18 protein-coding genes are annotated in these 24293 nt (G+C 73.6%); 6 read left to right on the forward strand and 12 right to left on the reverse strand.

Annotated features, from left to right (window positions below; translation table 11 throughout):
• Nucleotides 1–21 precede the first annotated feature (21 nt).
• The 5 genes from FXF51_RS09925 to FXF51_RS09945 form a co-directional block, all read right to left on the reverse strand.
• On the reverse strand, nt 22–2013 hold the full coding sequence (locus tag FXF51_RS09925; protein ID WP_148433979.1) for an ArnT family glycosyltransferase: 1992 nt from the start codon (nt 2011–2013) through the stop codon (nt 22–24).
• Complete coding sequence (locus FXF51_RS09930) at nt 2010–3185, reverse strand: bifunctional glycosyltransferase family 2/GtrA family protein (protein ID WP_148433980.1); 1176 nt, start codon at nt 3183–3185, stop codon at nt 2010–2012. Before FXF51_RS09930 ends, FXF51_RS09925 begins: the two co-directional genes overlap by 4 nt.
• Before the next feature lie 25 nt (nt 3186–3210).
• Nucleotides 3211–4611 carry a sensor histidine kinase gene (locus tag FXF51_RS09935; protein ID WP_262379388.1) on the reverse strand — a complete coding sequence of 467 codons (1401 nt, stop codon included), beginning with the start codon at nt 4609–4611 and terminating at the stop codon, nt 3211–3213.
• Nucleotides 4608–5306: a response regulator transcription factor gene (locus tag FXF51_RS09940; RefSeq protein ID WP_148433981.1), complete on the reverse strand. Its 699-nt coding sequence runs from the start codon at nt 5304–5306 to the stop codon at nt 4608–4610. Before FXF51_RS09940 ends, FXF51_RS09935 begins: the two co-directional genes overlap by 4 nt.
• Before the next feature lie 65 nt (nt 5307–5371).
• The gene (locus FXF51_RS09945; protein ID WP_148433982.1) at nt 5372–6562 is read right to left on the reverse strand and encodes a cytochrome P450; all 1191 of its coding nucleotides are present in this window, start codon (nt 6560–6562) and stop codon (nt 5372–5374) included.
• 86 nt (nt 6563–6648) lie between these two features.
• Between FXF51_RS09945 and FXF51_RS09950 the strand changes: the two genes are divergently transcribed.
• Complete coding sequence (locus FXF51_RS09950; RefSeq protein WP_148433983.1) at nt 6649–7206, forward strand: TetR/AcrR family transcriptional regulator; 558 nt, start codon at nt 6649–6651, stop codon at nt 7204–7206.
• Here FXF51_RS09950 and FXF51_RS09955 read toward each other — a convergent pair.
• The gene (locus FXF51_RS09955) at nt 7193–8716 is read right to left on the reverse strand and encodes a phytoene desaturase family protein (RefSeq protein WP_148433984.1); all 1524 of its coding nucleotides are present in this window, start codon (nt 8714–8716) and stop codon (nt 7193–7195) included. The genes FXF51_RS09950 and FXF51_RS09955 overlap by 14 nt on opposite strands.
• A gap of 43 nt (nt 8717–8759) precedes the next feature.
• Nucleotides 8760–9650: a LysR family transcriptional regulator gene (locus FXF51_RS09960; RefSeq protein ID WP_148433985.1), complete on the reverse strand. Its 891-nt coding sequence runs from the start codon at nt 9648–9650 to the stop codon at nt 8760–8762.
• 70 nt (nt 9651–9720) lie between these two features.
• On the opposite strand from FXF51_RS09960, the gene FXF51_RS09965 reads away from it, so the two are divergent.
• The 4 genes from FXF51_RS09965 (at nt 9721) to FXF51_RS09980 (ending at nt 15360) form a co-directional block, all read left to right on the forward strand.
• Entirely contained in the window at nt 9721–10881 is a 1161-nt protein-coding gene (locus tag FXF51_RS09965; protein ID WP_222871222.1) for a YeiH family protein, read from the forward strand.
• A gap of 120 nt (nt 10882–11001) precedes the next feature.
• Nucleotides 11002–11928 (forward strand): pseudouridine-5'-phosphate glycosidase, encoded by a 927-nt coding sequence (locus FXF51_RS09970; RefSeq protein WP_148433986.1) that lies wholly within the window; start codon nt 11002–11004, stop codon nt 11926–11928.
• On the forward strand, nt 11925–12854 hold the full coding sequence (locus FXF51_RS09975) for a carbohydrate kinase family protein (protein WP_148433987.1): 930 nt from the start codon (nt 11925–11927) through the stop codon (nt 12852–12854). The genes FXF51_RS09970 and FXF51_RS09975 overlap by 4 nt, the downstream gene beginning before the upstream one ends.
• A gap of 85 nt (nt 12855–12939) precedes the next feature.
• Nucleotides 12940–15360 (forward strand): hypothetical protein, encoded by a 2421-nt coding sequence (locus FXF51_RS09980; RefSeq protein ID WP_148433988.1) that lies wholly within the window; start codon nt 12940–12942, stop codon nt 15358–15360.
• On the opposite strand, the gene FXF51_RS09985 is transcribed toward FXF51_RS09980, so the two are convergent.
• Nucleotides 15350–15901, reverse strand: a complete 552-nt coding sequence (locus tag FXF51_RS09985) for a helix-turn-helix domain-containing protein (protein ID WP_148433989.1) — start codon at nt 15899–15901, stop codon at nt 15350–15352. The genes FXF51_RS09980 and FXF51_RS09985 overlap by 11 nt on opposite strands.
• Nucleotides 15902–15937: 36 nt before the next feature.
• On the opposite strand from FXF51_RS09985, the gene FXF51_RS09990 reads away from it, so the two are divergent.
• Nucleotides 15938–17260 carry an erythromycin esterase family protein gene (locus tag FXF51_RS09990; RefSeq protein WP_148433990.1) on the forward strand — a complete coding sequence of 441 codons (1323 nt, stop codon included), beginning with the start codon at nt 15938–15940 and terminating at the stop codon, nt 17258–17260.
• A 30-nt stretch (nt 17261–17290) separates the two neighbouring features.
• Here the strand turns inward: FXF51_RS09990 and FXF51_RS09995 are convergent, their stop codons facing one another.
• The 4 genes from FXF51_RS09995 to FXF51_RS10010 all read right to left on the reverse strand — a co-directional run bounded on the left by FXF51_RS09995 (nt 17291) and on the right by FXF51_RS10010 (nt 24249).
• Nucleotides 17291–18001, reverse strand: coding sequence for a sulfotransferase family protein (locus tag FXF51_RS09995; protein WP_148433991.1), 711 nt, complete (start codon nt 17999–18001; stop codon nt 17291–17293).
• Nucleotides 17998–19776, reverse strand: a complete 1779-nt coding sequence (locus tag FXF51_RS10000; protein WP_148433992.1) for an AMP-binding protein — start codon at nt 19774–19776, stop codon at nt 17998–18000. Before FXF51_RS10000 ends, FXF51_RS09995 begins: the two co-directional genes overlap by 4 nt.
• Nucleotides 19773–20864, reverse strand: a complete 1092-nt coding sequence (locus tag FXF51_RS10005) for a hypothetical protein (RefSeq protein WP_148433993.1) — start codon at nt 20862–20864, stop codon at nt 19773–19775. Before FXF51_RS10005 ends, FXF51_RS10000 begins: the two co-directional genes overlap by 4 nt.
• A 301-nt stretch (nt 20865–21165) precedes the next feature.
• The gene (locus tag FXF51_RS10010; protein WP_148433994.1) at nt 21166–24249 is read right to left on the reverse strand and encodes a helix-turn-helix transcriptional regulator; all 3084 of its coding nucleotides are present in this window, start codon (nt 24247–24249) and stop codon (nt 21166–21168) included.
• Nucleotides 24250–24293 lie beyond the last annotated feature (44 nt).

Here is a 24293-nt window from a genome sequence, read left to right on the forward strand (position 1 = left end):
CGCCTCGACCCGGCCGTAGCCCTATCCGGCGCAGTCGTAGAGCCCCTCCTGACCGTCCACGGCCGCGCAGTTCTGCTGCACCCAGCTCGTCACCTCCGAGTCGCCGCGACCGCCGGGGCCGCCGCCGCTGCCGGACAGGACGTACCGGAGCTGTCCCGAGGAGATGAGCGACTGGAGGCGGTCCACGGTCATGGCGGGGTCGCTGCCGGTGAAGCCGCCCATGGCGATCACGGGCTTGCCGGTGGACAGGATCAGGCCGGAGGCCTGCTGGGCGCTGCTCACCGCGACCAGCCACGTGGCGCTGCCCTGGTTGGCCTCCAGGTACGTGCCCATCGCGTCGCTCACGCCGCCGCCGGGGCCACCACGCCCTCCGAATCCGGACCGTCCGCCACCTCCGGAGCCAGGCTGCGCGTTCTGCTGGTCGTCACCACCGGGGAAGCCGGCGGGCATCCGCCCCCGCGTCCCTCCAGGCCCACCGCCGAAGCCCATCCGCCCGGACGACGGCCCGGCGGTCGGGTTCGACCCGTTGACCTGCGACTGCAGCGGCGTCACCGCGTACGCGGCGGGCCCGGCCAGCCCCGCGACGACGGCGGCCACCAGCGCGACCGCCGCGATCCGCACCGCCACCCGCGCCCGCAGCCGCGCCAGCACGAGCACCACCACGGCCACCAGGGTCGCCCCGAGCACGACCCAGGCCAGCCACGGCAGCCAGTCAGGCGTGCGCCGCAGCACCACGAACGACCAGCCGCCGGTCAGCGCCACCGCCACCGGCAGCACCCAGGCCCACGCCCGCGACCGCCGGTACGCCTCCCACATCACCACGAACCCCATCCCGGCCAGCGCGGCCACCGCCGGAGCCATGGCGGTCGTGTAGTACGGGTGGAAGGTGCCGCTGGAGAAGCTGAACACCACGTAGTGCACGGCCAGCCATCCACCCCACACCAGCCAGGCCGCCCCCGAGGGCCCGTCGGCGTTCAGCCGCCGCACCCGCAGCAGGATCGCGAAGGCCAGCGCCACCACGCAGAACGGCAGCAGCCACGAGATCTGCCCGGCCAGGATGTCGTTGAACAGCCGCCCGGCCCCCGGCTCCCCGCCGAAGCCGCCGCCCCCGCCGCCCCCGCCGCCGTTGCCCCGGCCCTGGCCGAAGACGCGGCCCAGGCCGTTGTAGCCGATCACCAGGTCCCAGACGGTGTTGTCGGTGGAGCCGCCGACGTAGGGGCGGGAGTCCTCCGGCCACAGGTCGGTGATCACCATCCACCACGCGCTGGACACCACCAGCACGACCCCGGCCGCCAGCAGGTGCCCCACCCGCCTGAGCCACGGCACGCCCGCGCACACCAGGTACGCCAGCGCGAGCGCCGGCACCACCAGGTACGCCTGCAACATCTTGGCGTTGAACCCGAGCCCCACGAAGAACGCCGCCAGCAGCAGCGACCGCATCCGCCCGGTGCGCAGCGCCTCCAGGCAGAACCACGCCGACAGCACGAGCAGCAGCACGAGCACGGTGTCGGGGTTGTTGTCCCGGTTGATGGCCACGGTGATGGGGGTGAGCGTCATGACGACGGCGGCGACCAGCGCGGCGACGTGCCCGGCCGCCCCGGAGCAGGACGCGAACGCGCGCCGCACGGCCGAGTGCACCAGCCCGATGGCGGCCACCCCGGCGAGCGCCTGCGGCAGCAGCATGCTCCAGGTGCCGTAGCCGAAGATCCGCGCCGACAGGCCCATCACCCACAGCGCCAGCGGCGGCTTGTCCACGGTGATGAAGGAGCCTGCGTCGATGGCGCCGAAGAAGAACGCCTTCCAGCTCTTGGTGCCCGACAGGATGGCGGCGGCGTAGTACTCGTTGGCGTTGCCGCTGAGCGCCCACGCGTACAGGACGAACGCCACGACGAGCACCGCCCACATGGCGGGGCGCGACCAGCGCGGGTCGCCGTGGGCGCCGAGGAAGGCGCGGGCGAGCGCGCCGCGCCCGCCGGCGGCCCGGTGACCGGGCCTGATCGCGGTGACGGTCATCGGGTGGCCCCCCGCTTCGGGTTGAAGACCCACGCGCGCAGCAGCAGGAAGCGGACGAGCGTGGCGGCGGCGTTGGCGACGATGACGGCGGCCAGCTCCACCCCGTGGGAGACCCCGGCGGGCAGCAGCGCGAGGCTGCCCGAGGTGAGCGCCAGCCCGACGAGGAAGGCGATCAGCCCTTCGAACTGGTGCCGCATGGCCCCGCCCGAGCCCTTCACGCCGAAGGTGAAGCGGCGGTTGGCGGCGGTGTTGGCCACGGCGGTGACGAGCAGCGCGACCGCGTTGGCCGCGAGGGGCGGCACGACCTGGCGCAGCAGCGAGTACAGCACCAGGTAGGCCAGCGTGCTGATCACGCCGACGACCGCGAACCTCGGCAGTTGCCTGGCCATGCCCTTCGGCAGCTCGGCCCGTTCGACCCTGGCGGGCACGGGGATGCGGGCGGCTCCGGACACCGTCCTGCGGCCGACGCGCAGCATTCCGCGCAGGTCGTCGAGGGCGGTCTGGACGATGTCCACCCGGCTGTCCGGGTCGTCCACCCAGTCCACGGGGACCTCGTGGATGCGCAGCCCGTGGCGCTCGGCCAGGAGCAGCAGCTCGGTGTCGAAGAACCACTGTTCGTCCTCGACACCGGGCAACAGAGCCTGGGCGATCTCCGTACGCACGGCCTTGAAGCCGCACTGCGCGTCCGAGAACCCGGCCCCCATGCCGAAACGGAGCAGCAGGTTGTAGGAGCGGGAGATGAACTCCCGCTTGGGCCCCCGCTCGACCCGCGCCGCGCGGGCCAGGCGGGTGCCGATGGCCAGGTCGCTGTGGCCGGACAGCAGCGGAGCCACCAGCGGCAGGAACGCGTCGAGGTCGGTGGACAGGTCCACGTCCATGTAGCTGACGACGTCGGCCTCGCTCTGCGACCACACCCTGCGCAGCGCCCGGCCGCGGCCCTTCTCTTCCAGGTGCACGGCCCGCACGTGCGGCAGTTCCCTGGCCAGCTCGGAGGCGAGCTGCCAGGTGTTGTCCGTGCTGGCGTTGTCGGCGATCGTGATGCGGAAGCCGTAGGGGAAGTTCCTGGTGAGGTAGGTCTGCAGCCGGGTGATGCTGGCGCGCAACGCCCGCTGCTCGTTGTAGACCGGGACGACCACCTCGACCAGGCGTGTCCGCACTGCTGTTGTCTCCATGCAGCTAAGGACACTTTTCGGGTCTTTAAGGCGACTTATCCGATTCTGAGTTACGGATGAGAGTTCCCGGCACCTCCAGCGTGGCGATGGCGCCGCCGTCCGGGGCGTTCGCCAGCCGCACGCTGCCCCCGGCCTCCGTGACCGCCTGGGCCACGATCGCCAGCCCCAGCCCCGAGCCGGGCAGGCCGCGCGCCGACGGCGAGCGCCAGAACCGCTCGAAGACGTGCGGCAGCTCCTCCTCGGGCAGGCCTGGGCCGTGGTCGCGGACGGTCAGGCGGCCGTCGCGCAGCTTCACCTCGACCTGGGCGCCAGGCGGGCTGAACTTGGCGGCGTTGTCGATGAGGTTCAGCACGGCACGTTCCAGGGACGTGGCGCTGCCCACGACGTACCAGGGGCTGAGGTCCGTGACCACCTCTGCGCCGCGCAGCCGGGCACGCTCGACGGCGGCCGTGACCACCTCGTGGAAGCCCAGCTCGACGTGCGGCTCGTGGTCGGTGTCGCCCCTGGCCAGTTGCAGCAGGTCGGCCACCAGCGTGGACAGCTCGGCGAACTGCGCCTTCACGTTGACCAGCAGGCGCTCCTTGGCGCCCGGGTCGAGGCTGCGGCCCGTCTGCTCGCTGCGCAGCAGCAGGTCGATGTTGGTGCGCAGGGTGGTCAAGGGTGTTCGCAGCTCGTGGCCGGCGTCGGCGACGAGCTGTTTCTGGCGTTCCCTCGATCCGGCGAGGGCGGCTGTCATGGCGTTGAAGGAGGAGGACAGGCGGGCGATCTCGTCGTTGCCCTGGACGGGGATGCGCGTGTCGAGGTCCTCGGTCTGCGCGATGTGTTCGACCGCCCTGGTCAGGTCGCCGACCGGGCGCAGGGCGGAGCGGGAGATCGCGAGCCCCGCCAGGGCAGCGCCGAGCACGCCGAGCACGGAGACGCCCCCGAGCATGAGCCCCGCGTTGCGCAGCGTGCGCTGGATGTAGCCGACCGGTCTGGCCTCCATGACCGCCACACCGGGCTTGAAGTTGATCGTCACCACACGCACGTCCTTGCCGTCGGCCGTGTGGCCGTAGCGGTAGACGGGCTCACACGGCTCGAAGGCCTGCGCGTCCTTGTCGTAGTCGGGCACGATCGGTGACGGGCCGATCGAGCAGGTGGTGCCGTCGGCGTACAGTAAAGTCGCCAAGCCGTCGAGGAACGGCCCCCGCGCGCCGTTCGGCGTGCAGTTGCGCTCCATGAAGCCCTTGTCGCCGCCGCGCAGCGACTCCAGGATGCTCTGGTCGAAGTTGCCGATGAGCCGGTTCTCCAGGATGACGTAGGACGCTCCCGCGCACGTCGCGATGGCCAGCGCCACCGCCACCGTGACCAGGAGCGTGAGCCGCGTGCGCAGGGTGCCCCGCGTGGCCAGGCCGCGCAGGCTCGCGCCGAGTCCGGCGCCTTTCACTGTGTTGCCCGCAGGACATAGCCCACCCCGCGCACGGTGTGGATCACGCGCGGCTCGCCCCCGGCCTCCGTCTTGCGCCGCAGGTACATGACATACACGTCGAGCGAGTTGGACGTCGGCTCGAAGTCGAACCCCCACACCTCGCTGAGGATCTGGTCCCTGGTCAGCACCTGACGCGGATGCGCCAGGAACAGCTCCATCAGCAGGTACTCGGTCCTGGTCAGGTCGAGCCTGCGGTCGCCGCGCGTGACCTCCCTGGTCGCCGGGTCCATGTGCAGGTCGCCGTACGAGAGCGTGTCGCCCTCCGGGTTGCCCGTGCTCAGCGCGCCCCGCCGCAGCAGCGCCCTGACCCTGGCCAGCAGCTCGTCCAGCTCGAACGGCTTGACGAGGTAGTCGTCGGCCCCCGCGTCGAGCCCGGACACCCGGTCGCCGACCGCGTCGCGGGCCGTGAGCATGAGCACCGGCACGTGGTTGCCCGACCCGCGCAGCCTGCGGCACGCGGTCAGCCCGTCGAGCCTGGGCATCATGACGTCGAGCAGCACCGCGTCGTACGTCTCCGCTGCGAGGGCGTCGAGCGCCTGTTGCCCGTCGTTCGCCGTGACGACCTTGTAGCCCTCGAACTCGAGGCTCGACTGCAGAGCCTCGCGCAACGCGGGCTCGTCGTCCACTACCAGCAACCGTGCGGGCTCACTCATACTTACAGACGCTAGATGTTCATCATGAGAACGTGATGAACGACCTCACAGAAGATTCATAGGGTTCACCACGCCACGGGCATCGAGGTGAGCCCGAAGATGGGTCCATCGTACTTGGCGGGCAGCTCTTCCTCCGCCACGGCGAGCCGCAGGCCGGGCAGGCGTTCGAACAGCGTGCGGAGCGCGATCTCCAGCTCGGCGCGGGCCAGGTTCTGCCCCAGGCACTGGTGGACGCCGTAGCCGAAGGCCACGTGGTGGCGGGCGCCTCGCTCGACGTCGAACTCGTCGGGCCGCTCGAACACCCGCTCGTCCCTGTTGGCGGAGGCGCCGAGCACGAAGATGCCCTCGCCCTTCCTGACGAGCTGACCGCCGATCTCCTGGTCCGCCACGGAGACCCGGTCGAAGGCCGCCCAGTCCACGATCGAGTGGTAGCGCAGCAGCTCCTCGACCGCCATGGGCCAGCGGCCGGGGTCCTCGCGCAGGGCGGCGAGCTGGCCGGGGTGCTTCATGAGGGTGAGGGCGGCCAGGGGGATCATGTTCGCGGTGGTCTCGTGGCCGGCGACGAGCAGCAGGAACATCACGCCGACCAGCTCGTCGTGCGTGAGCCGCCCGTCGGTGATCAGCCGGCCCAGGAGGTCGTCCCGCGGGGCCTTCCCGGCGCTGGTGACGAGCCCGTCGAGGTAGTCCCTGATCTCGTACGCGGCCGCGTGGAAGTCCTCGCCGGGGGTGAGCATCCGCCTGGTGCGCGACTGGAAGAACTCGCGTTCGTCGTACGGGACGCCGAGGAGCTGGCAGATCACCAGCGAGGGCAGGGCGAGCCCGAACGCCTGCACCAGCTCCGCCTCGGAGCCCGCCGCGACCATGTCGTCGATGAGCCCGTCCACCAGCGCCTGGATCCCCGGCCGCAGCTCCTTCATCCGCCTGACGGTGAACTCGGGGATGAGCAGCCGCCGGAACCTGGTGTGTTCGGGCGGGTCCAGGTCGATGAAGTGGCCGGTCATGAACCGTTCCAGGGCCGCCGCCTCCTCGGGCGACGGCGCGTCGTGGAGGGCCTCGCCGGGGTGTCCCGGCGTGGCCGGGCTGGTGCTGATGCCGCCGCCGCTGAGCACCTGCCGGGCCTCGGCGTGCCTGGTGACCAGCCACACCTCGCCTCTGGGCAGGGTGGCGCGGACGAGCGAGGCCTCCTCGCGCAGGGCCTCGTACTCGGGGGGCGGGGCGAACGGGCAGGTACGCGGAACGGGGAAGGAATGCGCCATAGTGTTGCCTCCAGGAAGCCGATCGCATTGCTTACTTACGCGAAAGTAAGCAATGATGCGATGGGCCGTCAAGTGATGGGAGCGCGATGGCGGGCCGGCGGACGGACACACGAGAGCGAATCCAGCAGGTGGCGCTGGAGCTGTTCGCCGAACGCGGATACGACAAGACCTCGCTGCAGGAGGTGGCCGAGCGGCTGGAGATCACCCGACCGGCGCTCTACTACCACTTCCGCACGAAGGAGGACATCCTCGCCAGCGTGGTCGAGCGGCTGTGCGACTCGATCGACGAGCTGGTGGCCTGGGCCAAGGAGCAGCCGCCGACCGCCGGTTCGCGTCAGGAGATCCTGCGGCGCATCTCGGGGCTGCTGGAGGACCAGTGGCGGCCGCTGTTCAAGTTCGCCCAGGTGAACCAGGGCGTCATGCAGGGCAACGCCGCCGGGCAGCGCATGCAGCAGGGCATGATCGGCATGCTGTCGGTGCTGTCCGTGCCGGGAGCGGGCGCCGTCAAGCAGTTCGAGGCCAGGCTGGCGGTGTTCGCGGTGATCCTCGGCAGCGTGCCGTTCCTGTTCGACCTGGAGCTGGACGAGACCGAGCGGGCGAACGTCGCCCTGGAGGTCGCGGCCAAGCTCGTCACCGACGAGTAGCCGGCTCCGGCCGCAGCAGGGCCATGGCGGCGTTGTGGCCGCCGATGCCGCTGACGCCGCCGCCCCGGCGGGCGCCCGCGCCGCACATCAGGATCCGCTCGTGCTCCGTCTCCACACCCCAGCCGCCCGCCTCCGCGTACGGCCAGCTCAGGTCGGTGTGGAAGATGTGGCCGCCGGGCAGGCCCGCGTCCCGTTCCAGGTCCACCGGGGTCTTCACCTCGACGCAGGGAGTGCCGTCGGGCGCGGCCAGCAGGCAGCCCTCGATCGGCTCCGCGAGCACCGCGTCCATCGACGCGAACGTGGCCTCCAGCGCCTGCTTGCGCGCCTGCTCCGGGTCGTCGCGGAAGAGGCGGGCGGGCATGTGCAAGCCGAACAGCGTCATCGTCTCGGCCCTGCCCCTCAGCTCAGGGCCCAGGATGGACGCGTCGGTCAGCGAGTGGCAGTAGACCTCGGCGGGCGGCAGCTCGGGGATCATGCCGCCGGCCGCCTGCTCGTACGCCGCCGCGAGCTGGTCGCGCCCCTCGTTGATGTGGAACGTCCCGCTGAAGGCCGCCACCGGGTCCACTTCCGAGTCCTTCAGCCGGGGCAGCCGCGTCAGCACCATGTTGACCTTGAGCTGCGCTCCCTCCGGCACCGTCGCCGGCCGCCCCATCAGCCGGTCGAGCACCGCCGGCGGCAGGTTCACCAGCACGTGGCCGCCGGTCACCGTGTGCTCGCCGTCCTCCGCCACGAACGTCACCTCGCCAGACGGCGAGACGCCGACGATCTCGGCCCCCGTCCTGATCTCGGCGCCCGCCCTCCTGGCCGCCGCCTCCAGCGCACCCGACACCGCGCCCATGCCGCCCACCGGGACGTTCCAGTCGCCGGTGCCGTCGCCGATCACGTGGTACAGGAAACACCGGTTGGCCAGCAGGTCCGTGGCGGGATCCGCGAACGTGCCGATCAGCGCGTCGGTCAGCACGACGCCGCGCACCGTGTCGTCCGCGAACCGCTCGTCCACCACCTCGCCGATCGGGCGCGCGAACAGGTCACGCCACGCCTCCGCCCCGACCAGCCGCTCGATCTCGGCCTGAGGGCGCAGCGGTTCGAGCAGCGTCGGGGCCAGCGCCTCGGCCACCCCGGCCGTCATGCCGTAGAAGCGGCGCCACGCCTCGTGGTCGGCCTCGCCGCCCGTGACGTTCCTGAACGAGGCCGCCGTGCGCAGGTCGTCCTCGTGGTCGACCAGCAGGCCCGTGGCTGCCCTGGGGGTGTAGGAGGCGTAGCGGCGGCGGCGCAGCTCCAGGTCCAGGCCCAGGTCGCGGACGATCCTGGTGGGGAGCAGGCTCACCAGGTAGGAGTAGCGCGACAGGCGCACGTCCACGCCGGGGAACGGCCGCGCGGAGATCGCCAGGCCGCCGGCGTGCGCGTACCGCTCCAGCACCAGCACCCGGCGGCCGGCGCCGGCCAGGTAGGCCGCCGCGACCAGCCCGTTGTGCCCGCCGCCCGCCACGACCACGTCATACGAAGCCACCCTGGCACCCTACGACCCGCTCGGCCCCTCCTCAACCAGGGATCTAGGGACGGCTCGCGATGGCCAGCAGCGTGGCCGCCGGGCCGGTCAGCGGCCGGCCTCGGCGCCACACCGCGCGCAGGCTGCGCACCAGGTTCACCCCGGTCAGCGGCACCTCCGCCAGCCGCCCCGTGGCCACGTCCGACTCGACCGCGTACCCGCTCAGCACCGCGGGCGCCACCCCGGCCTGCGCCGCCCCCTTCACCGCCGAGTTCGACCCCAGCTCCAGCCGCGGCACGGCCCGCTGCATCGCCGCGAACGCCACGTCGAGCGTCTCGCGCGTGCCAGAGCCGGGCTCCCGCACGACGAGCGGCGTAGCGGCCAGCTCAGGTCCCCTCAACGCGGTACGGCGGCGCGCCCACGGATGCGCCGGCGCCACCACGACCACCAGCCGGTCCGTCCCGACGACCCGCACATCCAGCCCGTCCGGCACGGTCGGCCCCTCGACGAACCCCAGCTCCACCTCCCCGGCCAGCACCCTGGCCGCGACGTCCGCCGAGTTGACCACGTCCAGCCCCACCTGCACCTCGGGCTCGCGATGCTGCAACTCCCCCAGCCAGCGCGGCACCAGATACTCGGCCACCGTCATGCTCGACGCCACCCGCAGGTGCGCGGCCTCACTCAGGCGCACCGCCTGGGCGGCGCGCATCAGCTCCTGCGCCGCCGCCAGCACCTGCGTGGCCCAGCCGGCCACCATCTTGCCCTCGGCGGTGAGGGTCGAGCCGCGGGGAGTGCGCTCCAGCAAGGGGAGGCCGAGGCGGCGCTCCAGCAGGGCGATGCGCTTGCTGGCGGACGGCTGCGCGATCCCCGCCGCCCTGGCTGCCCGGCCCAGGCTGCCCAATTCGCCCACGTCCACCAGGAGCTTGAGGGAGTCGAGGTCGGGCAGCGCGGTCATAGCCTCAGGCTATGGGCTCACAGGCAAGGCGTGGCTACCGGGGGGTTCCGGGGATCTGAAGACTGAGATCATGCTCACGAGCTCGCCCAGCCCCGGCTCCCGCACGACCCACCCTCCCGCGCCCGGCGCGACCCGATGGGCACGCCTTCCCAGCCTCAGCGCCCGGTCGGCGGTCTCTGGCGAGGCGGGCGGCCGGTGGGTGGCGCGGGTCAGGGCGCAGGCCGCTCTGCTCGGGCCTGGCCTGGCCGTGACGGCCGCGGCGGTGGTGTGCGCGACGCTCGTCAACCGGCTCGTCCCAGCCGTGACCCCCGCCGTCCTGGCCGTGGCCGCCGGCGCGGCCGTGGCGAGCGTGGCGGGTGTCGGCGACCGGCTCAGACCGGGCCTGGCGTTCGTGTCCAGGCGGGTCCTGCGCGTGGCGATCGCCCTGCTGGGCCTGCAGATCGCGGTGCCCCAGGTGCTGGCGCTCGGCTGGCAGAGCCTGGCCGTCGTGGCGGTCGCGACGGGCCTGACGTTCGCGGTGACGCCGCCGATCGGCCGCAGGCTGGGCGTGAGCCCCGGCACGTCCCTGCTCATCGCCACAGGCGTGGCCGTCTGCGGCGCGGCGGCCATCGCGGCGATGCGCGAGAGCACGGACCTGCCGGACGACGACGAGGCCGCCGCGAGCGCGCTCGGCGTCGTGGTGCTGTACGGGACCGCGGCCATCGCGTTCATCCCCCTGCTGGCCTCCGCCATCGGCCTGTCACCTGGACAGCTCGCCGTGTGGACGGGTGCGGCCGTGCACGAGGTGGCGCAGGTGGCCGCGATCGGCGCCGCCTCGGGTGTGCTGGCGGCGGCCGTGACGGTCAAGCTCGGCCGGGTGATCCTGCTGGCCCCGCTCGTGGCGCTGACGACGTACCGGAGGCGCCGGGTGACCGCGCGGGCCGAGCATGGGGAGCGTCCGGTACCAGCCGCCGCGCAACCCCAGGGCGGGAAGCGGCTGCCGGTGGTGCCGCTGTTCGTGGCGGCGTTCCTGGCGATGGTGGCCGTGCGCAGCACCGGCCTGGTGCCCGAGGCGGTGACGGCCGCGCTGCCCGGCACGACGAACGTGCTGATGGCCGCCGCCCTGTTCGGCCTCGGCACCGGCATCGACGTGCGCAGACTCGTGCGGGGCGGCCGGGCGGCGCTGCTGGGCGGCATCGCGACGGCGATCATCGCGGCCACGTCCCTGGCCGGGGTCGCGCTCCTCGTGTGATCCTCGGAGTGGACGGCCGGGCCAGGGGGCCCGTACCCTGCTCCGTTTGGAACAAATACCGCGAAAGCGGCCGTTCCCGATAAGCAGGTCCAGGACCACTTGAGGAGCAAGAAAACCGCCATGCACAGCACCACCGACTCCGTCCTGCAGCCGTCCGACGAGGTCGCCGCGGCCCTGGCCGCCGGCGCGCCGGTCGTGGCGCTGGAGTCCACGATCATCTCCCACGGGCTGCCGCAGCCGCGCAACCTGGAGGTGGCGCGGGAGCTCGAGGGAGTCGTACGGGCGGCGGGCGCCGTGCCGGCCACGATCGCCGTCCTGGACGGCGTGCCCCGCATCGGTCTCGACGAGGCGGAGCTGGAGCGCATCGCGACCGAGCCGGGGCTGCGCAAGCTGGGCCAGCGGGACCTGCCCGTGGCGGCTGCGCTGAAGGCGAGCGGCGCGACCACGGTGTCGGCCACGTCGTTCCTGGCCGCGCGGGCCGGGATCCGGGTCTTCGCCACCGGCGGGCTGGGCGGCGTGCACCGCGGCTGGGCCGAGGACCAGGACGAGTCCGCCGACCTCGACACGCTCGCCCGCACCCGGATCACCGTGGTCTGCGCGGGCGTCAAGTCGATCCTGGACGTGCCGGCGACGCTGCAGCGGCTGGAGACGCGGGGCGTGAGCGTGGCGGGGTTCGGGACGGACACGTTCCCCGGCTTCTACCTGCACTCCTCCGGCCAGCCGATCGACTGGCGGATCGAGTCGCCCGACGAGGCCGCGGCCATCATGCGCGGCCAGGACGCCCTGGGCGGCCCCGAGACCGCGCTGATCGTCGCCAACCCCGTCCCCGTGGACCAGCAGCTCGACCCCGAGCTGCACGACCGCGTGCTGGGTGAGGCGCTGGCCGCCGCCGAGCGGGAGGGCGTCAAGGGGCAGGCGATCACGCCGTTCCTGCTCGGCTACCTGGTGAACGGCACCGCCGGCGCCTCCCTGGAGGCGAACCTGGCCGCCGTGCGCGGCAACACCGCCCTGGCGGCCCGCATCGCCGTCTCCTGGGCACGATCGTGACCGACGGCGCCCTGCTGATCGTCGGGGACGTCGTCACCGACGTGGTGGCGTTGCACGGCTCCCCGGTGCGGTCCGGCACCGACACGGCCGCCGACATCGTGCTGCGTCCCGGCGGCTCGGGCGCCAACACCGCGGCCTGGGCGGCCAAGCTGGGCGCCGAGGTCCACCTGCTGGCCAGGCTCGGCTACGACAGCAGCGAATGGCACACCACCGAGCTGGTCAAGACGGGCGTGCGCCCGCACGTGATCGTGGATCCCGACCGCCCCACGGCGGTCGTCATCGCGATGGTGGACAGGAGCGGCGAGCGTTCCATGCTCACCAACCGCGGCGCGGGCGGCCTGATCTCCGAGGCCGACTGGGACCCCGCCCTGCTCGACGGCGTGGCCAGGCTGCACCTGTCGGGCTACATCCTGTTCGCCGAGGCCGGGCTGGGGCTGGCCAGACGCGCCATGGCGGACGCGGCCGCGGCGGGCATCGCGATCAGCATCGACCCGGCCTCCACGGGCCCGCTGCGCGACTTCGGCGTTGAACGTTTCACCCGCGAGACGGCGCAGGCCGGCCTGATCATCCCCAATCTCGACGAGGCCCTCCTCCTCAGCGGTGCGGGGACGGCGGAGCAGGCGGCCGTACACTTGAGTGAGAGATATGGCACAGCGGTGGTGAAGCTGGGCGCGCGGGGCGCGCTGGCCGCCGTGGAGGGCGAGGTGGTGGCCACCGCTGAGGGGGTCTCCGCCGAGGTCGTCGACTCCACGGGGGCGGGCGACGCGTTCGCCGCCGGGTTCCTCGCCGCGAAACTCCTCGGCGCCGGCGAACAGGCCGCTTTGCAGGCGGGTTGCCGTGCTGGTGCCGAATGTGTGGCCCAGGTGGGCGGCCGTCCACGGTACGGTTTGGATCTGAACCGTCTTTACCCTATTCACACTGATTGATAGCTTGCCGCGTAGGCTTTGCACCATTAGCCACATGCGTCACGGCCAGCACCACGCGGCTCACTGGGGAGGATAAGGTCCGCCGATGGAAGTCGAGTCATCGATCTGCCTGAGCGACCTAGTCCCTGCGCTGCGTTGGAGCCGCCCGCAGCAGGTGGCCGAGGCGCTGGGTGATCCGCGCCTGCCCGCGGGGTGGTGGTCCTCCGTCGCGCTGTCCAGGGCGCTCGGGACGGCGGGGCTCGACTGGATCTGCGAACGCCTGGCCCGGCTCGCCTCCTCCCGCTGGGACCATCTGCCGCTCGCCGATCTGCTGCCCGCGCTGACGGTTCACCACATCGACCCCTCGCTGCCCGGCTGGCCCGAGGCCACGCGCACGGCCATCGCCGGGCTCGGCGGCTGGCAGCGGCTGCGCCGCCTGTCGCCCAGCGACCTGACGACGCCGTCGGCCACGCCCGAGGTCGTGATGGGGTCGGTCTTCCGCGAGATACTCGGCCGCATCCCGGCGCAGCGTGAGGCGCCCGCCGCTGTCCAGGGCGGGCATCCCGAGGTGACCCGGCCGCTCCAGGTCGGCCAGTCGCCCGCCGGTACGGGGGCGTTTCCCGCTCCTGTGGCCCGCCAGACCGGGTCCTTCCCCGCCGCCTCGCCCGAACGTCCCGCTTCCCCCGCCGATCGCCCCGCCTCGCCCGCCGACCGGCCCGTCGCGCCCGCCGATCGGCCCGTCTCGCCCGCCGATCGGCCCATCGCAGCCGCGGATCGGCCCGTCGCGCCCGCCGAACGTCAGAGCGGCCCCTTCCCTGTCACGCCCGCCGAGCGCCAGAGCGGCCCCTTCCCTGTCACGCCCGCCGAGCGCCAGAGCGGCCCCTTCCCTGTCACGCCCGCGGCCGACGCGACGCCCGGAGCGCGCCAGACCGGGCCGTTCCCCGGCGCCGCGCCGCAGCCGGGCGACCGCCAGACGGGCTCGTTCCCCGCCGTACCCGGCGACCGCCAAACGGGGCCCTTCCCCGGTGACCGCCAGACCGGCTCTTTCCCCGCGGTGCCAAGTGACCGGCAGACGGGCTCTTTCCCCGCCGTACCCGGCGACCGGCAGACCGGCTCCTTCCCGGCCGTGCCCCCTGAACGTCAGACGGGCTCGTTCCCCGCACAACCCCAGGGCGGCGGCCTGCCCCAACGCCCGGCGGCCCCCGGCCAGCAAGAACGCCTCCCGCAACGCCCCACAGGCCCGCAGTCCGGCCCCCTGCCCACCCGCCCCGGCACGCCGGCCACCCCCGGTTCGAACACCGGCGCACCCGGCTCCCGCCCCACCGGCTCCCCTATCCCCGGCTCCCCGGCCTCCGGCGGCCCGCACACCGGCTCGATCCCGCCCATCCCGGGCGGCCCGATCCCGCCCGGCGCCGCCGACCCCGCCAAGAGCACCCCTTCCTACGCCACCCCCGCCCCCTCGGACACCGACCACGCGATGGTCCGCGTCGTGGACAGCCTCTTCCGCAGCCTGGACAAGCTGGAGCTGGCCGTCGCCGTGCACCGCCTGTTCGCCGAGGACCCGGTCAGCCTGCGCACCCTCGCCCACAAGATGCTGGTCGAGCGGGAGTCGCTCTCCCAGGCCCAGCGAACCGCCGAGGAACGCGTGCTGCAGTGGCTGCGCTCCTCCGAGTCCGCGCCGGTCACCGGCCACATGTTCCGCCTGACGGAGTGGCTGGGCGCGGCGGCCACCGAGGAGCAGCTCATCGGCGCCGACCCGGCGCACCCGGTGATGGTGCCGTCGCTGCGCACGCCGCTGTGGCGGGTGCTGGTGACGCTCATGCCCGACCGCCGCCTCCAGGACGGCTGGCTCGTCGTGGGCGACATGTACGGCCTCCAGGCCCGTACGAGGCAGCTCCTGGCCACCAGCCCCCAGGACGCCGACGTCGTGGAGCTGATGGGCGAGCTGGGCATCCGCGCCCACTCGGCGAAGGCCTGGCTCGACGCCCTGCCCGCCGAGTCGGCCTCCGCCCCTGCGGCGGCGGCCTCGTCCCCCGCGCAGCCTCTCCCCCGGCGCACGCCCGGCGCCAACGGCCACCATCATCGCGGCGGCCAGCCCGTGCCGTCCGCGACGGCGGGGTCCATCGACCCGTCCGCCGCGCTGGCGACGCTGTCGGCGCTGTCGGGCGGCCGCTCGCCGATGCTGCCCACGGGCGGCCTGGCGGGCGCCCCGTCCACGCCGCCCCCGCCGCTCCCGAGCCCGTCGTCGGACCCGCGCCGCTGGCAGCGCATCGAGGTCACGCCCGAGCACCTGCGGGGCGGGCCTGTGGCGGTGCCCGAGGGGTACGCGGCGCAGCTCGGCATGCGTCCCGGCACCCTGCTGTCGGTGACGGGGCCTGGCGACAACGCGATCGTCCTGGTCTGGCAGGGTCACCAGCCGGTCTTCGACTCGCTGCAGCCCGTCCTCATGCGCCTGAACGCCCGCCCCGGCGACCAGGTGTACGTCACGGTGGACGGCTACCGCCTGGAGGCCCAGCTCACGGCGTGACGCCGGCGCCGCCCTGGTCCTCCGTCGGGAAGAAGATCGCACTCATCACGTACGGCCTGCGCTCCTCCCCCGGGCCGTTCCGCGCCCGTGCCCTGAGCACGTCCCGCAGCTCCAGCGCGACCTCCTCCATCTCCTCCGGCCTGAGCCACACCGTCCCCTGCCGGTAGCCCACGCGGTCGGCGGCCGGGTCGGCTCCCGGCCGCTCCAGATAGGCGTTGAACTCGGCGAGCAGCGCCGCCATGGCCGCCGCGAACCCGTGCCGGTGGTCCTCCAGCGACATCGACTTGGCCGTGTCGAGGTCGACGTTCATGGCGTCGCGGCGCAGCCGGTAGTGCCGCTCCACCATCCCCCGCACCCGCTGCTCGCCCGCCACCTCCAGCAGCCCGCCGTCGGCCAGCAGGCCGACGTGCCGGTACAGGGTGGTCTTGGGCACGTCGGGCAGCAGCTCGCACAGCTCCGACGTCGTGCGGACGCGCTCACCCGACAGGGCCCACATGATGCGCAACCGGACGGGATGCAAGATCAACTCAAGGCTGTCCATGCCTCAATATTCCCACATCTGGTACTGTTCCCAAACATGGGAATAATTGACAGGCAGCTCAGCGAAGCCGCGATGATCCGCCTGGACACGCTGGATCCCGCCGCCCCGCTGGACGATCTCACCTGGCTGGACGCGACCATCGGCGACGCGCGGGTGGTGGCGATCGGCGAGAGCGCCCACTACAACCGCGAGTTCTACGAGCTGCGTCACCGCCTCCTGCGCTACCTGGCAGAACGGCACGGCTTCAGCGCGTACGTGATGGAGACCGGCTTCACCGAAGGCCGGCGGGCCGACGCCTGGGTCCTGGGCGGCGAGGACCAGCTCGGCGAGGTCATGGCGCACGGCCTCACCTCGCTGATGGGGCTGTGGCGGCAGCTCGGCGCCCACCTGGAGTGGATGCGCGGGCACAACGCCACCGCGGCGCGCCCCGTCCGCTTCCACGGCGTGGACCTGGGCGGCCAGAACGCCTCCCTGCTCCCCGCCCTGGACGCCGTCCTCGCCTACCTCGCGCAGGCCGACCCCGGCTTCCAGCCCGACCCGGCCGTCAGGGAGACCGCCGCGTCCTTCGCCGCCACCTCCGCCTTCACCGCCCCCGCCGCCCTGGCCGCCTACGCCCAGCTCCCGCCCGAGCAGAAGAACGCCCTCACGGCGGGCCTGACCGGCCTCGCCGCCCGACTGAAGGGCCGCCGCCTGGACCACGTCCGCCACACCACGGCCCAGCAGTACGAGGACGCCCTGCGCATCGCCTGCCAGCTCATCACCCTGGAGTCGGCCATCCGCGCCATGACCAGCGGTGACGTCCAGAGCGCCATGTACAACCGCGACGCCGAGATGGCCGACACCGTCGAATGGATCCTCCGCCGGCAGGACCGCGTCGTCCTGGCCGCGCACAACGGGCACCTGCAGCGGTGGCCGGGCGAGCTGCCCGGCATGGACCCGATGACGCCGCTCGGCATGCACCTGGCCGATCGGCTGGGGAACGACTACCTGGTCATCGGCACCACCGTGGGAACCGGCCAGATCCTCAACTCCGACGCCGCCGCCTTCCAGACCGGCACCCTCTTCGCGCCCATGCAAGCCCCTCGGCCCGGCAGCCTGGACGCCCTCATGCACGCGAGCCACGACGGGCCCTTCGCCGCCGACCTGCGGCGACTGTCACCCGCCGACGCCGGCGCCGTGCGCGCCGCCACCGTGTATCGGGCGGGTCTCGGTGAGAACTACGCGCCCATCAGCCCGATGGACGCCTTCGACGTCGTCGTACACCTGCCTCGGGTCACCGGGGCCGATCCGGACGAGGCGGCGGTGGCCTGCTCCCCTGAGGAGGTGCGGGAGGTCTTCTCCCACTACAAGCCGCAGTGACGTGACCCGGCAACCCCTGCCGCGGGTCGCTCACCTGATCGCCGTGTCCTGGGTGACTCTCGTTCTGCGCCGCAGCAGCGTCCGCCACCGCCGCTCGGCCGCCATCCGCCGGAACGCCGCGGCGTCGTTCAGGTGCGGGAAGGGCTCGGACGGCACCGCCACACCGAGGAAGCCGCACAACGGCTCCCACCCCTGACGCACGTCGAAGACGAGCAGCCGCTCGGCCGGCACGCCCGCCACGACCTCGGCGTTGTGCCGCTCGAACACCTCCATGGCATGGGCACGGTCGAGGAACCTGCCGCCGAAGGTGTCCTCCCAGATCAACCGGCGGCAGACCGCCCTGCGCCGCCCCAGTGTCGGATGGAGCGCATTCTCCAGCCGCATCACCAGCCCGGCCGGGCCGCGCCGGGGGGCCATGTAGCGGTAGATGGTCTGGTGGGCGCTGGCGTACCAGCGGGCGGGGTCGCGTACCGTGAGCACGACCTTGGCACGCGGGAAGGCGGCGATCAGCTCGCGCCAGAAGGCGCAGGCGGGCCAGTCGACCGCCGCGCGGTAGGAGGCCAGGAACCGCTCCCAGTGCACCTGCCCACCGTGGACGGCCGTCTCCCAGCCGGTCAGCATCTCCGGGTCCTCGGCCAGGGACGCCATGTGGTGGCAGGGGTCGTAGCCGAGGCGCCGCAGCGCGACCCGCAGCGAATAGCTGCCCGTCCGCCCGAACCCGGCTCCGATGACCTCGATCATGTCGTCTCCGTTCCCATGTCACCGGCGTCTTCGAGCTGCCGCCTGAGCAGGTCCTTGCGGACCTTGCCCATGGCGGTGCGCGGGAGGGCCGGCACGGCGCGCACCCGGGTGGGGTGGTACCAGGACGTCATCCCGCAGTCGGTCAGGAAGCGCCGCAGCTCCGCCACTTCGGGCGGCCCGGCCCCTGGCGCCGGCACGATGACGGCCGCCGCCCGCTGGCCGGCCCGCGGGTCGTGGTATCCGACGACGGCCACCTCCCTGATGCCCGGATGGGCGTGCAGGGCCTCCTCCACGCTGAACACCGGCACGAGGCGGTTCTGGCACGAGATGCGCTCGGCCGCCCGGCCCACGTAGCGCAACCCGCCGCGGCCGTCGTCGCGGGCCAGGTCGCCGCTGTGGTACCAGCCGCCGGTGTCGTCCGGCCGCCAGGTCAGGCCGGAGCCGTCGCGATCGACGGTGCCCAGGCACACCGAGGCGCTGCGCACCGCGATCTCACCGACCCCGTCCTCGCCCGCGCCGTCCTCTCCCCCGCTGTCATCGCCCCCGCTGTCATCGCCCCCGCTGTCATCGCCCCCACCGTCCTCTCTCCCACCGTCCTCGCCCATCCAGCCCTGGTCCGGAGGCTCCAGGCGGAGCTCCACGCCGGGGCGGGCGCGGCCGATGCTGTGCTCGGCCCAGTCGGGCGGGTCGCCCTGCGTGGTGCTCGTGCAGGCGCTGGCCTCGGTGCTGCCCCACGCGTTGAGCAGCGGGACGCCGAACGCCTGGCGGATCAGCCGGGCCTGGTGCGCGTACAGGGACGAGCCGAAGCTGATCGCGAGCCGCAGGCCGGTCAGCGGACGCGGCTCGGCGATCTGAGCCTGGGCCAGCCGTTCCAGGCCGATGGGGGTGCTGGGCAGCCGGGCGACCTCGTAGGTGGCGATGAGGTCGAGCACAGCGCGCGGGTCGTGGCAGTCGGCGAACACGGCGGGCCCGCGCGACAGCACCGTCGCGGCGACCACCTGCCGGTAGCCGCGGGCGTAGGCCGGTGAGGCGAGCACCGCGCGGGCGGCCGGCGCACGCGCGGTGTGCGCCTCACCGGCGCGCTGCCCGCGAGCCAGGGCGGCGTGCGTGGTGTTGAAGCTGTGCAGCGCCCACGTGGGGTGGCCGGTGGTGCCGGAGCTGGCGTGCAGCAGCGCCACGTCGTCGGGCCCCAGGGGCGTGGGCTCGCAGGTTCCCGGCGCGTCGCGCAGGCAGGCGCCGTAGCCGAGCGCTCCGGCGGGCAGGTCGTCGCCGATCACCACGAGGTGGCGCAGCGCGGGCAGCCGCCCGGCCCGATCGGCCAGCTCCCGCGCCGGCTCGCTGTTCCCCCACCGGTCCACGGTGACCAGGACGCCCGCCGCCGTGGCGGCCAGCATGCGTTCTGCCTCCCGCGCGCCCGTGTCCACGTGCATGGGCATGAAGACGGCGCCCCGGTGGGCGCAGGCCAGGGCGAGCACCGCCAGCTCCCACCAGCTGGGGAGCTGGACGGCGACCACGTCCCCCCGGGCGATGCCCAGGCGGCTCAGCCCGGCGGCGTGCCGCTCGACGTGTCCGGCCAGCTCGGCGAAGGTGAGGCGGCAGACCCGCCGCTCGGCGTGCCGCCAGTTGATCAGCGCGACCCGGCCGGGAACGGTGGCCGCCGCGTCCCGCAGATCGTCCAGCGGGGTACGGTCGCGCCACCAGCCCTGCGCCCGGTACCGCGCGGCGACCTCCGGGCGCGGGCGCACCGCGGCGAACACCTCGCCCAGCCCGTTCACAGGTACACCGGATGGGCCAGGCCGCCACGGGCGATGTTGAGCCGTTCGCCGCCGGCCGCGCGCGACGCCGCCACCGCCAGGCGGCCGTTGACGGCCGCGAGCACGAGGTCGTGACGCAGCAGGGCGCCGTCCGGGGACCGCATGACGGGCGCGGGGCAGTAGCTCTGCACCAGCCAGCGTCCGGCCAGCCCCGCGTCCACCGCGGCCGTCCAGTCGCGTGACTCCAGGCCCACGACCACGCCGCGGCCGCGCGTGTCCAGCGGGCGTTTGAGCACGTAGTCACCGGGCCGGGCACGGATCAGGCGCACCGTGGCGGCGTCGCAGGCGGCGAGGTTGCGCGACCAGGGGATGCTGCCGCGCACCAGCGCGAGATCGGCCGGGTCGAACAGGTCGGCGTAGCGCGGGTCGGACAGCACGGCCAGGCACAGCTTGTTGTCGCCGATGAGGCGCCCGTGCAGGCCGTTCTGCACGAACAGCGCGCCGGATCGGACCGCCCGCACGTAGGGCTCCAGCTCCGGCCGCAGGCGCGCGAAGTCGCGCATCCCGATCTTGGCGTACGCGCACCGCACCGCTTCGCCCCGGACGAGCACCCGGTCGCCGGCCAGCCGCACCTCGCGAGGGTCCGCCTCGATCACGCGCACCCCCAGCTCGGCCAGCGCGGCGAGGTAGCGGCTGAACTCGGTGCGGTGCCCGCCTTCGGGACGCAGCAACGCCACGACGTCCGGACGCCGCCCGGTCTCCTGCTCGGCCGCCTCCACGAGCCAGCGGCCGACCCAGTGCGGGGCCTCTCCGGGCAACGGCGGCGGCAGCCGCAGACCGCCCGCGGTGAGCAGCGGGCGCCACCGCGCGGCCAGGCCGCCCACCCCCATGCCGCCCGGGCAGTTGGCGTTGGTCTCCAGCACCTTCAGCCCGCCGTCCGGCTGTGGCATGGTGTCCAGCCGCATCACGTGCACGCGCCCGGCCGCGATCACCTCCCCGGCGAACTCCTCCGGCCGCAGCGCCGCCGGCCAGGCCAGCACCTCGCGCAGCCGCTCGTCCTGGGGGTAGGCGGCCACGACCGTCTCGATGAGCCGGTGGTAAGCGGCCACCAGCCGCTCCAAGGGCTCTCGCCGGCCTGGTCTGACGCACAGCGGGGACGCGGCGGGGACTCCGTCCGTGGGCGGGCCGGCGCCACTCTCGGCCAGCACCCGGCGCACCCTGGCGGGGAACCTCTCATCCCAGCCGGGCCAGCGTGCGGATCGCCCCGGAACCTCGGCCGCCATCGTGGATCGAGACATAAGTCCAGCTTGACCCGCCTGGACGCACCAACACAATAACTTTCCGTGACTTTATTTGTACTCTCCGCAATCGCGCGGAGCGTGGCGCGCAGAACTGGAGGGGCGACCCGCCTCAGTCGAACAGGCGCAGGCGGTGGGCCGTGGCCGCGGCCTCGCCGCGCGTGGCCACCCCCAGCTTGGCCAGGATGTTGGACACGTGCACACTCACCGTCTTGATCGAGATGACCAGCTCCTCGGCGATCTCCCGGTTGCTGCGCCCGTTCGTCACCTCCCGCAGCACCTCCAGCTCGCGGGCCGTGAGCCCGAGCGGCTGCCCGCCGCCGGCCTCCTCCCCGCCGCCGGGGCCGCCGCCGACGCCGCCGATCCTGGCCCGCCGCCCGAACACGTCGAGCTGCTCCAGCAGCGGCGTCGCCCCCAGCTCGCGCGCCAGGTCACGGGAGCGGGTCAGCCGGGCCGCCGCCCCCTGCCGGTCACCGGCCGCGAGCGCCGCCTGCGCCGCGGCCACGAGGCACAGCGCCTCGGCGTACGGCTCCCGCAGCGCCTCCCACGCGCCCACCGCGAGGTCCCATGCCTTGAGCCGCCAGGCGGTCACCTCGGCGGCGTTCGCCAGCGGCGTCTCCGGCCCGGTCAGGGCGTCGAACGTGAGCCGGTGCGCCTGCTGCAGATCGCCCTCGACCACCAGCTTCCCGCCGAGCGCCCGCAACCGCGGCACCAGCGACAGCGCGAGCCGCGCGACAGGCCCGAGCGACGCGACCTCCGCCGGCATGCCTTCCCCGCCGGAGCGCGAAGCAGCCCCCGCCTCTCCGGAGCCCGCCCCTCCGGAGCCCATCCCGCCGGAGCCCATCCCGCCGGAGCCCACGGCGGCGTCCGTGAGCCGCGCCGACGGCACCACCGCCCACACGAGCTGCGCGACAGCCACCAGCACCGGCCACGAGTATCGCGGGCTGCTCACCAGATCGCGCTCCTCCAGCGCCCGCACCGCCGCCTCCACCGCCTGGTCGAGCTGCCCCCGGGCCTGCAGCAGCCGGATCTCCCTGCACAGGTGCGGCAGGGTCGTCTGATCCCGGTAGCTGCCCCGCGACAACACGCTGCGTGAGGCGTCCAGCAGCTTCTCGGCCCGGTCGTACTGCCCGCGGGCCAGCGCGATGTCGGCGGCGAAGCCCTGGAGGCTGGCCCGGTAGGGGGCGGGCGGGACGAGCTCCAGCGCGTGCTCGACGACTTCCAGCGCCTCGTCCCAGCGCCCGAGCGAGACCAGCGGCTCGGCCAGGTTGATCGACAGGAACGTGCCCGACGTGCGGGCCAGGCCATACTGGCGGGCCTCCTCGACGCCCTCGCGGGCGACCTGCGCGGCCCGCTCGTGCATCCCGGCGCCTTCCAGCGCGTCGGACTCGGAGATGGCGCACCGCATCAGCGCGTTGTACGCCTCGCCGCGCCGGGCGATGCGGCGGGCCTCCTCGAACGCGGTGAGCTGGGTGTCCATGTCGGCGTAGCAGGCATGGCCCCAGGTGAGGCTGATCATGGCGTGCGCCTCGACGTTGGTGTCGCCCACCTCGTGGCCGATCTCCATCGCGAGCCGGGCGGTGGCCTGCCGCTCCGGCCGGTCCTTCAGCAGGTGCAGCATGCGCGACAGGCTCTCCAGCACCTGGCCGCGCAGCTTGAGCTGGTCGGCGGGGACGAGGGCGGCGGCCTGGCGCAGGTCTTCGACGTGGCCGGGGCGGCCCAGGTCGTAGCGGGTGAGGCCGCGCTGGCGCAGCAGCATGGCCGCCCTGATCGGCTCGACGCAGTGGTCGAGCTCTTCGAGCGCGGCGGTCGCCATGGCGATGCGCCGCTCGTACTCGCCGGACAGGTGGGCGACGGTGGCGGTCTGCCTGAGCACGTCGATGCGGTCGCCGCCGATGCGTTCGGCCGCGTCGGGCACCTGGTCCCACAGCTCCAGCACCCGGGAGAGCATGCGGAGCTGCTCGTCGTAGGCGGTGGACTTGCGGGCGGCGGCGGCCGCGCGCCAGGCGCTGATGAGCGCCCAGGTGGAGTCGTGGGCGGAGTGCCAGTGATGGGCCAGCTCGATCGCGCCGCGCGGGGCGGGCAGGATCGACAGGTCGCGCTCCAGCGCCTCGGCGTAGCGGGTGTGCAGGCGGACGTGCTCGCCGGGCAGCAGGTCGTCGTGGAGCGCCTCGCGGATGAGCGCGTGGCGGAAGCTGTAGCCCTCGCCGTCGACCACGAGCACGTTGCCCGCGACGGCGGGCCGCAGCGCGCGCGACAGCGCGTTCTCGTCGAGCCCGGCGACGGCGCTGAGCAGGGCGTGCTCGATGCGCTGGCCGCCGGCGCTGGCCACCCGCAGCAGCTCCTGCGTCTCCTCCGGCAGCCGCTCGACGCTGGCCAGCAGCAGGTCGCGCAGCGACTCGGGCAGCGCCTCGCCGCCGCCGCACTCGTTGAGCAGCGCCTCCACGAACAGCGGGTTGCCCTCGCTGCGCGCGTAGATCAGGTCCATGTCGACGGTGGACGGCTCGCGCTCCAGGATCCCCGCCGCCAGGGCGACGGCCTCCTTGCGGGTGAGCCGGCGCAGCTCGGACCTGGTCACCCACTCGACCCGGCCCAGCTCGGCGAGCAGCGGCCGCAGCGGATGGTTGCGGTGCAGCTCGTCGGTGCGGTAGGTGACCACGAGGAGCACACGGGCCGCCGTACGCTGATAGCGCACGAGGAACGTCAGCAGGTCGCGGGTGGAGCGGTCGGCCCAGTGCGCGTCCTCCACGATCAGCACCACGGGCCGCTCCTCGGCCAGCCGCTCCAGCAGCCCGAGCACCTGCTCGAACAGCCGCGCCCTGGCCTCAGGCCCGTCCTTGCCCGGCTCGCCGAACTCGGGCAGCAGCCGCGCCAGCGCGCGCGCGTTGCCACCGGGCACGAGCGCGGCCACCGCGTCGCGGCCCAGCTCGCGCACCAGCCCGCGCAGCACGGCGGTGAACGGCGCGAACGGCAGACCCTCGGTGCCCAGCTCCAGGCAGCCGCCGACGAGGACCAGCGCGTCGCCGGCCCGGTGCTCGACGAACTCCCTGATCAGCCGGGTCTTGCCGACCCCTGCCTCGCCGCCCACCAGCACGGTGGACGACGCTCCGGCGCGCGATCTGACCAGGGCGTCACCGAGGGCGGCCAGCTCGCGGGCACGCCCGACGAACAGGGGGCTCACGGCGTGGATACTCACGCCCTAAGGATGCCATCCGCGCACGACAGAAACGCTCCCGAGGC

The sequence above is a fragment of the Nonomuraea sp. PA05 genome (assembly GCF_008086045.1).
In the GTDB taxonomy this organism is placed as follows: domain Bacteria; phylum Actinomycetota; class Actinomycetes; order Streptosporangiales; family Streptosporangiaceae; genus Nonomuraea; species Nonomuraea monospora.

Coding starts and splice junctions, on each gene's coding strand:
- FXF51_RS09925 (WP_148433979.1), bottom strand. CDS start 2,013: ATGACCGTCACCGCGATCAGGCCCGGTCACCGGGCCGCCGGCGGGCGC.
- FXF51_RS09930 (WP_148433980.1), bottom strand. CDS start 3,185: ATGGAGACAACAGCAGTGCGGACACGCCTGGTCGAGGTGGTCGTCCCG.
- FXF51_RS09940 (WP_148433981.1), bottom strand. CDS start 5,306: ATGAGTGAGCCCGCACGGTTGCTGGTAGTGGACGACGAGCCCGCGTTG.
- FXF51_RS09945 (WP_148433982.1), bottom strand. CDS start 6,562: ATGGCGCATTCCTTCCCCGTTCCGCGTACCTGCCCGTTCGCCCCGCCC.
- FXF51_RS09950 (WP_148433983.1), top strand. CDS start 6,649: ATGGCGGGCCGGCGGACGGACACACGAGAGCGAATCCAGCAGGTGGCG.
- FXF51_RS09960 (WP_148433985.1), bottom strand. CDS start 9,650: ATGACCGCGCTGCCCGACCTCGACTCCCTCAAGCTCCTGGTGGACGTG.
- FXF51_RS09965 (WP_222871222.1), top strand. CDS start 9,721: ATGCTCACGAGCTCGCCCAGCCCCGGCTCCCGCACGACCCACCCTCCC.
- FXF51_RS09970 (WP_148433986.1), top strand. CDS start 11,002: ATGCACAGCACCACCGACTCCGTCCTGCAGCCGTCCGACGAGGTCGCC.
- FXF51_RS09980 (WP_148433988.1), top strand. CDS start 12,940: ATGGAAGTCGAGTCATCGATCTGCCTGAGCGACCTAGTCCCTGCGCTG.
- FXF51_RS09985 (WP_148433989.1), bottom strand. CDS start 15,901: ATGGACAGCCTTGAGTTGATCTTGCATCCCGTCCGGTTGCGCATCATG.
- FXF51_RS09990 (WP_148433990.1), top strand. CDS start 15,938: ATGGGAATAATTGACAGGCAGCTCAGCGAAGCCGCGATGATCCGCCTG.
- FXF51_RS09995 (WP_148433991.1), bottom strand. CDS start 18,001: ATGATCGAGGTCATCGGAGCCGGGTTCGGGCGGACGGGCAGCTATTCG.